The sequence below is a fragment of the Aeromonas simiae genome, assembly GCF_014892695.1.
In the GTDB taxonomy this organism is placed as follows: Bacteria; Pseudomonadota; Gammaproteobacteria; order Enterobacterales; family Aeromonadaceae; genus Aeromonas; species Aeromonas simiae.
The window spans coordinates 3,856,950-3,865,000 of sequence record NZ_CP040449.1 but is presented as its reverse complement, the minus strand read 5'-3'; the positions used below and the strand labels follow the sequence as shown (position 1 = coordinate 3,865,000).

Annotated in this window: 6 protein-coding genes (1 of these 6 only partly in view); 2 read left to right on the top strand and 4 right to left on the bottom strand. The window is 63.0% G+C overall.

Translation table 11 applies throughout. The features are described 5' to 3' along the window. The 4 genes in view from hemG to pepQ are tightly spaced (at most 23 nt apart) and all read right to left on the bottom strand, a layout consistent with a single transcriptional unit that may run on beyond the window. On the bottom strand, nt 1-163 hold the 5' end (the start) of the coding sequence (gene hemG, locus FE240_RS18420) for a menaquinone-dependent protoporphyrinogen IX dehydrogenase (protein ID WP_042045863.1). 362 nt of this gene lie to the left of the window's left edge; only the first 163 of its 525 coding nucleotides appear in the window; it begins with the start codon at nt 161-163; its stop codon lies beyond the left edge, outside the window. Nucleotides 164-171: 8 nt separating this feature from the next. Next, nucleotides 172-1,629 carry a TrkH family potassium uptake protein gene (locus FE240_RS18415; RefSeq protein ID WP_042045861.1) on the bottom strand — a complete coding sequence of 486 codons (1,458 nt, stop codon included), beginning with the start codon at nt 1,627-1,629 and terminating at the stop codon, nt 172-174. Nucleotides 1,630-1,652: 23 nt separating this feature from the next. Further along, complete coding sequence (locus tag FE240_RS18410) at nt 1,653-2,267, bottom strand: YigZ family protein (protein ID WP_042045860.1); 615 nt, start codon at nt 2,265-2,267, stop codon at nt 1,653-1,655. Beyond that, on the bottom strand, nt 2,264-3,586 hold the full coding sequence (pepQ, locus tag FE240_RS18405; RefSeq protein ID WP_042045859.1) for a Xaa-Pro dipeptidase: 1,323 nt from the start codon (nt 3,584-3,586) through the stop codon (nt 2,264-2,266). The genes FE240_RS18410 and pepQ overlap by 4 nt, the downstream gene beginning before the upstream one ends. A gap of 163 nt (nt 3,587-3,749) precedes the next feature. Between pepQ and FE240_RS18400 the strand changes: the two genes are divergently transcribed. Continuing rightward, nucleotides 3,750-5,690: an acetoacetate--CoA ligase gene (locus FE240_RS18400; protein ID WP_042045858.1), complete on the top strand. Its 1,941-nt coding sequence runs from the start codon at nt 3,750-3,752 to the stop codon at nt 5,688-5,690. A 203-nt stretch (nt 5,691-5,893) separates the two neighbouring features. Continuing rightward, nucleotides 5,894-8,041 (top strand): fatty acid oxidation complex subunit alpha FadB, encoded by a 2,148-nt coding sequence (gene fadB / locus FE240_RS18395; RefSeq protein ID WP_042045857.1) that lies wholly within the window; start codon nt 5,894-5,896, stop codon nt 8,039-8,041. The last annotated feature ends 10 nt before the right edge of the window (nt 8,042-8,051 follow it).

The following is an 8,051-nucleotide window of genomic DNA, read 5'->3' as shown; positions in this document are numbered from 1 at the left end:
AGGCGCCAATCAAGACTTTGCTGTACTTACTGAGGTTACATTTGGGCATGGCATGCAGATCCATCGTCACCACCTCATACCCCTGCATCTCTGCGGCCATCACATCGACAATCTTCTTGGTTTGACCGTCACGGGAAGAATAAAGCACCAAAACCTTGTCCATCAGCTACCTCAAGTACGCCAGAATGCAGGGGTAAACAGTACCAAAAGAGTGAAGATTTCCAAACGACCGAACAGCATGGCGGCAACCAGCACCCACTTGGCCGCCGGTGTGGTACCACTGAAGTTGGAGGCCACATCTCCCAGACCCGGCCCCACGTTAGTGAGCGTCGCCGCCACCGCCGAGAAGGCCGTCACCTCGTTCATACCGGTCATCAGCAGGGCCAGCATGAACAGGAAGAACAGGATGATATAGGTAGCAAAGAAGCCCCACACCGCCTCGACGATGCGCTCGGAGATCGCCTTGCGCCCGAGCTTGAGGGTGTAGACCGCGCGTGGGTGCACCAGTCGCTTGAGTTCGCGCATTCCCTGCATGAACAGGATCATCACCCGCATCACCTTCATGCCCCCCCCGGTGCTGCCGGCGCAGCAACCGATGAAGGAGGAGATCATCAGCAACATGGGCAAAAAGGAGGGCCAGTCCGCATAGGAGGTGGTGCTATACCCCGTGGTCGTACCCAGCGACACCGCCTGGAAGACGGCGTGGTTGAGCGCCTCCTTCCAGTTGGCGTAGTGGCCGTGGGAGACCAACACCACAGAGCAGATCAGGATGAGAGAGCCCTGAATGCAGAGGAACACTTTCAACTCGGAGTCACGCAGATAATCTTGCAGCCGAATGGGGTGGTGGGCGAACACCATGAAGTGCAGGGCAAAGTTGATGCTCGCCAGCAGCAAAAACACAACGGTGATGAGATTGATGGCTGGGCTGTCGAAGAAGCCGATGCTGGCGTCATGCGTCGAGAACCCACCGATGGACAGGGTCGAGAAGGAGTGACAGACCGCATCAAACAGGCTCATCCCCGCCAGCCAGTATGCCAGGGCGCACAGTACGGTGAGCAGCAGGTAAATGATCCATAGCGCCTTGGCCGTTTCGGCAATCCGTGGCGTCACCTTGTTGTCCTTGACCGGCCCAGGGATCTCAGCACGATAGAGCTGCATACCACCGATCCCGAGGATCGGCAGCACCGCCACCGCCAGCACGATGATCCCCATGCCTCCCAACCATTGCAGCAGTTGCCGATAAAGAAGAAAGGCCTTGGGCAGGGCATCGAGTCCGGTCAGCACGGTCGCCCCCGTGGTGGTCAGACCGGAGAAGGCCTCAAAGAAGGACTCCGACACCGACATGCGCGGCATCTCGGCCAGCATAAAGGGCAAGGCCCCCACACTGCCGATCACCACCCAGAACAGCACCACGATGAGGAACCCCTCACGGGCGCGCAGCTCCTTCTTATGGCGGCGGTTGGGTAGCCAAAGTGTCGCCCCGATGGCCAGACAGATGAAGAAAGACTCGACAAACTCGGAGCCCCCCCCATCACGGGCAAAGTAGGCCACTGCGGCGGGGATGAGCAGGGTCGAGCTAAACAGCCCGACCAGCAAGCCGACGATGCGAATAAGACTCCGAAACTGCATTCCGGCTTACATCCTCCAGAGAGTTAGGCGTCGGTAGGGCGCAACATGATGCGGCCCTGACTGCGTTCACAGGCAAGGGCCTGTACGGAAGCGAGGTGCTCCTTGGGCCAGCGGATCCGCAGGCCAACCCGGGCGCCATACTCCGCCGCCTCGGTGACGCCCTCATAGAGCCCTTGCAGGTGCTCTATGGTGCCAAGATCCCCATAGTCGCACTCAAGAAAGGTCGAGACCATATAGCGCTTGGTCGCCACTGGCAAGAGCTTGAGCGCCGCGCCAACCCCACCGCCATAGGCCTTGACCAGCCCACCGGTGCCCAGCAGCACGCCACCATAGTAACGCACCACCACGGCGCCAATCTCGCCGATCCCCGACCCCATCAACTGGGCCAGCATCGGCTTGCCGGCGGTGCCGGAGGGCTCGCCATCGTCACTGAAGCCATAGGCCTGGCTGTCATCCGGCGCCCCGGCCACAAAAGCCCAGCAGTGATGGCGCGCCGTCGGATGGGCGGCGCGCACCTCGGCGATCCAGGCCTTGGCCTGTTCGGGAGAGGCGACCTGCCGCAGCAGGGTGATGAAGCGGCTTTTCTTGATCTCCTCGCTCCACTCCACCGCCTCGGCCGGGATGGGATAACCGCTCACAGGCCGGCCTGACGGGTCAGATTCTCCACCCCGTTGGCATGCAGCACCACGTTATCCTCGATGCGGATGCCGCCGCACGAACGCAAGGCATCGACCAGCGCCCAGTTCACCTGCTTGCCATGTTCACCCGCCTGTAGCGTCTGCAACAGGCTGTCGATGAAATAGAGGCCGGGCTCGATAGTGAACACCTGGCGCGGCTCCATGATGCGGGTACAGCGCAGGAAGGGGTGCGCCTCGGGCGCCGCCAGCGGGGTACCGCGTTCATCCTGCATGAAACCGCCGGCATCATGTACCTGCAGCCCCAGCAGATGGCCCAGGCCATGAGGGAAGAAGCTGCCGGTCACCCCGCTCTCCACCATGCCGTCGACCGACATATCGACCAGTCCGAACTGTTGCAGCAGGCGAGCGATTCGCCCATGCATCTGCAAGTGCAGCTCGGTGTAGCGCAGGCCAGCCCGCATCGTCGCGATGATCTCCTGCTGCTGCACCTCAAGGGCGGCGATGAGATCGGCAAACAGACCACGCCGCCATGCCCAGGTACGGGTGATATCGGAGGCATAGCCGTGGAAGTCGACTCCCGCGTCGATGAGGAAGGAGTGGCGATCCACATCGGCGATACGCTGATGGGAGAGGTGGGTGTAGTGCAGCACCGCCGCGTTTTCATTGATGGCCACTATGTTGCCGTAGGGGGCCTGTTCGCTCCCCTGCCCGACCGCCTTCATGTAGGCAAGGTTGATCTCGAACTCACTGGCGCCGGCCAGGAAGGCATCCCGGGCCGCCAGATGGCCCCGTACCCCGATGCGATTGGCCTCGCGCAGGCACTCCAGCTCATAGTCGGTCTTGTAGGCACGGTGATAGTGCAGGTAGTTGAGCACCGCCTCCGGGTTGGGCTGGCTGAAACCGAGCAGCTCGGCCACCTCGAGATGCCCCCCCAGGTAGGCCCACTCACCGCGCTGCGCCGGCAGGTGCTCCGCTACCTGCTCAGGGCGGGTGAGAAAACGGACATCAAACTGCTCGACCCAGAACGCACTCGGCAGATCCGGCACCTTGTGCCAGAAGTCGGTCGGGCGGTAAAACAGCAACACCGGCTTGCGATGACCATCCACCAGCAGCCAGCAATGAGGGTTATCCAACACCGGCAGCCAGGCCTTGAAGTGCGGATTGACCTTGAACGGGTAATCCTGATCGTCGAGGAACACCCGCAAACTCTGGCCGGAGTGGATCGCCAACCCAGCCAGCCCCTGCTGATTCAGGATGTCGCGAGTTCGCTGCTGGAGGGTCTCTATATGTCGGGCAAACAGTTGGCTGTAGCTGCTCATGATCGGGCTCCGGCTGTCACAATGTTCCCAGCATAACATCTTGGTTTCCCCGGCTCGACCATGGCAGAGGCTTTGCGATCGCGCACGCCCACCCAACCAAAGCGTTAACAAACACAAAACAAATCGATAAACTAGCCGCAGACCTGTCGATCAAGGGATCACCATGAACAGCGCCTGCCTGTGGCAACCGAGTCCGGAGTCCCTCCGCCACTCCAACATGTATCACTTCATGCAACAGGTGAACCGCTTCCACGGCCTGCAATTGCAGGACTATTCAGAGCTGTGGCAATGGTCGGTGGAGAAGACCACCCGCTTCTGGCCTCTGGTATGGCAGCACTGCGGCGTGGTCGGGCGCCTCGGCGACATCGTCGCGGAGAACCGCCAGGAGATGGCCCGCACCCGCTGGTTCCCCGACAGCCGGCTCAACTTTGCCGAAAACCTGCTGCGTCGCGACGACGAAGCCCTGGCCATCATCAGCCGCCTCGAGGATGGCTCGCGCCGCACCCTGACCTGGCATCAGCTCACCCGTCAGGTGGCCCACGTCGCCCATTGGTTGCAGAGCGTCGGAGTCGAGCCGGGGGATGTGGTCGCCGGCTATCTGCCCAACGTGCCGGAGGCGGTGATCGCCATGCTGGCCACCACCAGTTTGGGGGCGGTCTGGACCTCCACCAGCCCCGACTTTGGCGCCGCCAGCGTGATCGAGCGTTTCGGCCAGACCCGGCCCGTGGTGCTGTTTGCCTGTGACGGTTATCGCTATGGTGGCAAGGCCATCCCCATTCGCGACAAGGTGGCCGAGGTGGCCGACGCCATCGACAGCGTGCGCCAGGTGGTAGAGATCCCGCAGCTCGGCCTTGCCGGCCCTCCTGCCAGCGGGATCGGCTGGCACAGCCTGCTGCAAGGCGAGGCGCCCCCACTGCGCTTTGTGGAGCGCGCCTTCAACGATCCGCTCTACATCCTCTACTCCTCCGGCACCACGGGGCAGCCCAAGTGCATCGTGCACGGCATCGGCGGCACCCTGTTGCAACACCTCAAGGAGCACCAGCTGCACTGCGACATCAAGCCGGGTGAGCGGGTCTTCTACTTCACCACCTGCGGCTGGATGATGTGGCACTGGCTGGTGAGCGCGCTAGCCTCCGGCGCCACCCTGGTGCTCTACGACGGCTCCCCCTTCCATGGCGATGGCAAGGTGCTGTGGGATCTGGCCCGCGACGAGCAGGTCGCCCTGTTCGGCACCTCGGCCAAATACCTCGATGCCCTGCACAAGCAGGGTTATGCCCCCATCAAGACCCACTCACTGCCCCAGCTGCGCCTCATTTGCAGCACCGGCTCCGTGCTCTCGCCCGAGGGGTTTGACTACGTCTATCAGCAGATCAAGGCCGATGTGCAGCTCGCCTCCATCTCGGGGGGCACCGACATCTGCTCTTGCTTCGTGCTCGGCAACCCCATGAGTCCCGTCTATCGGGGTGAGAGCCAAGGACGCGGGCTCGGCCTCGCGGTGCAGGTGTTCAACGAAGCGGGGCAGCCGGTACAGGGGGAGAAGGGGGAGCTGGTCTGCACCAAGCCCTTCCCGGCCCAGCCCATCGGCTTCTGGGGCGATGAGAGCGGCGAGAAGTACCACGCGGCCTACTTCGAGCGCTTTGACAACGTCTGGTGCCATGGCGACTGGATCGAACTGACCGAGCACGGTGGCATCCGCTTCTACGGCCGCTCCGATGCCACCCTCAACCCGGGCGGCGTGCGCATCGGCACCAGCGAGATCTACCGCTACGTGGAGCAGCTGGATGAGGTGGAAGAGAGCATCGTCATCGGCCAGCAGTGGCAGCAGGACGAGCGGGTGGTGCTGTTCGTGCGCCTGCGCGATGGCCTGACGCTGGATGACCCCCTGCGCGAGCGGATCTGCCAGCAGGTGCGGCACCACTGCACGCCGCGCCACGTGCCGGCGCGCATCGTTCAGGTGAGCGCCATCCCGCGCACCAAGTCCGGCAAGATTGTCGAACTGGCGGTGCGCGAGGTGGTGCACCACCGCCCGGTGAAGAACACCCATGCCCTCGCCAACCCCGAAGTGCTCGAGGAGTTTCGCGATCGGGATGAGCTGGCCAGTTGATCCCGGTCACAACTTTGCAACGGCGCCTTTTGGCGCCGTTTTCATACAGGGCGCGCCACTAGAGCCTTTACACCAATTTGGTGTTAAACGAATGTTTAAAATAGGTGTTGAATTTGTCTCTGGTCGGATCAATATTTGGCACGTCCCCTCAGGGGGAGAACAAGGAGCCACCCCCGCTATCCGCTGGGAACAAGGAGACCCTCATGATCTACCAAGGCGATACCCTGTCAGTCCGCTACCTGGAAGACGGCATTGCCGAGCTCAGGTTCGACGCACCGGGTTCAGTCAACAAGCTTGATCGCGCCACCCTGCTCTCCCTGAGCGAAGCGATCGCCGCATTACAACAAGAACGTGACCTAAAAGGCCTGATCCTCACCTCCGGCAAAGACGCCTTCATCGTCGGCGCCGACATCACCGAATTCCTCGAGCTGTTCGCCCTGCCCGATGCCGAACTGCTCGGCTGGCTGAAAAAGGCCAACGACATCTTCAGCGCCATCGAAGATCTGCCGGTGCCGACCCTGTCCGCCATCAAGGGCCACGCCCTGGGCGGTGGCTGCGAAACCATCCTCGCCACCGACCTGCGTCTGGCCGACAGCAGCGCCAAGATCGGCCTGCCCGAGACCAAACTCGGCATCATGCCGGGCTTTGGTGGCACAGTCCGCCTGCCGCGCCTTATCGGCGCCGACAACGCGCTGGAGTGGATCACCACCGGCAAGGAGTACCGTGCCGCTGACGCCCTCAAGGTGGGCGCCGTGGATGCCGTGGTCGCCCCCGAGGCACTGCATAGTGCCGCCGTGCAGATGATGAAAGACGCCATCGCGGGCAAGCTGGACTGGCCAGGCCGCCGCGCCGCCAAAAAGGGAGCGCTGCGCCTCTCCAAGCTGGAAGCCATGATGAGCTTCACCACCGCCGCCGGCATGGTCGCTGCCGTGGCCGGCAAGCACTATCCGGCCCCGATGACGGCGGTGAAAACCGTCGAGGCCGCCGCCGGTATGGGCCGTGACGAGGCTCTGATCGTCGAGGCTCAGGGCTTTATCAAGCTGGCCAAGACCGACGTGGCCAAGGCGCTGGTCGGCATCTTCCTCAATGATCAGCACATCAAGGCGCTGGCCAAAAAAGCCGCCAAGCAGGCGGGCAAGGCCACCGGCCACGCCGCCGTGCTCGGTGCCGGCATCATGGGGGGCGGCATCGCCTACCAGTCCGCCAGCAAGGGCATCCCGGCGGTGATGAAGGACATCAACGAGAAGGCGCTGGCGCTCGGCATGGGTGAGGCCACCAAGCTGCTCAACGGCCAGCTCGAGAAGGGGCGCATCGACGGCATCAAGATGGGCCAGGTGCTCTCTGCCATCACCCCGACCCTCAGCTACGACAACGTCAAGCATGTGGACGTGGTGGTCGAAGCCGTGGTCGAGAACCCGAAAGTGAAGGCCGCCGTGCTGAGTGAAGTGGAAGGGGTGATCGGCGACGACGCCGTGCTCGCCAGCAACACCTCCACCATCCCCATCTCGCTGCTGGCCAAGAGCCTCAAGCGCCCCGAGAACTTCTGCGGCATGCACTTTTTCAACCCGGTGCACCGCATGCCCCTGGTCGAGATCATCCGCGGCGAACAAACCTCGCAGGACACCATCAACCGCGTGGTGGCCTACGCCGCCGCCATGGGCAAGTCCCCTGTGGTGGTGGGCGACTGCCCAGGCTTCTTCGTCAACCGGGTGCTGTTCCCCTACTTCTTCGGCTTCAACAAGCTGGTCGCCGATGGCGCCGACTTCGCCGCCGTCGACAAGGTGATGGAGAAAGAGTTCGGCTGGCCCATGGGCCCCGCCTACCTGCTGGATGTGGTCGGCATCGACACCGGCCACCATGCCGGTGACGTGATGGCGCAGGGCTTCCCGGCGCGCATGAGCAAAGAGGGGCGTACCGCCATCGACGTGATGTACGAGGCGAGCCGCTTCGGTCAGAAGAACGGCAAGGGCTTCTACGCCTACGAGGCCGACAAGAAGGGCAAGCCGAAGAAGGTGGCCGACGCCGCGTCCTACGAGCTGCTGGCCCCGATCGCCAAGCCGCAGCAGGCGTTCGACAAGGAGACCATCATCGCCCGCATGATGATCCCCATGATCAACGAGGTGGTGCTCTGTCTGGAAGAGGGCATAGTCGCCACCCCGGCCGAGGCAGACATCGCGCTGGTCTATGGTCTGGGCTTCCCTCCCTTCCGCGGCGGCGTGTTCCGCTACCTGGACACCCTAGGCCTGGACCGCTACGTGGCCATGGCCGACCAGTTCGCCGATCTGGGCCCGCTCTATCGCGTCAGCGACACGCTGCGTGAGATGGCGGCCCAGGGCAAGACCTTCTACTGATTGCGGAGAC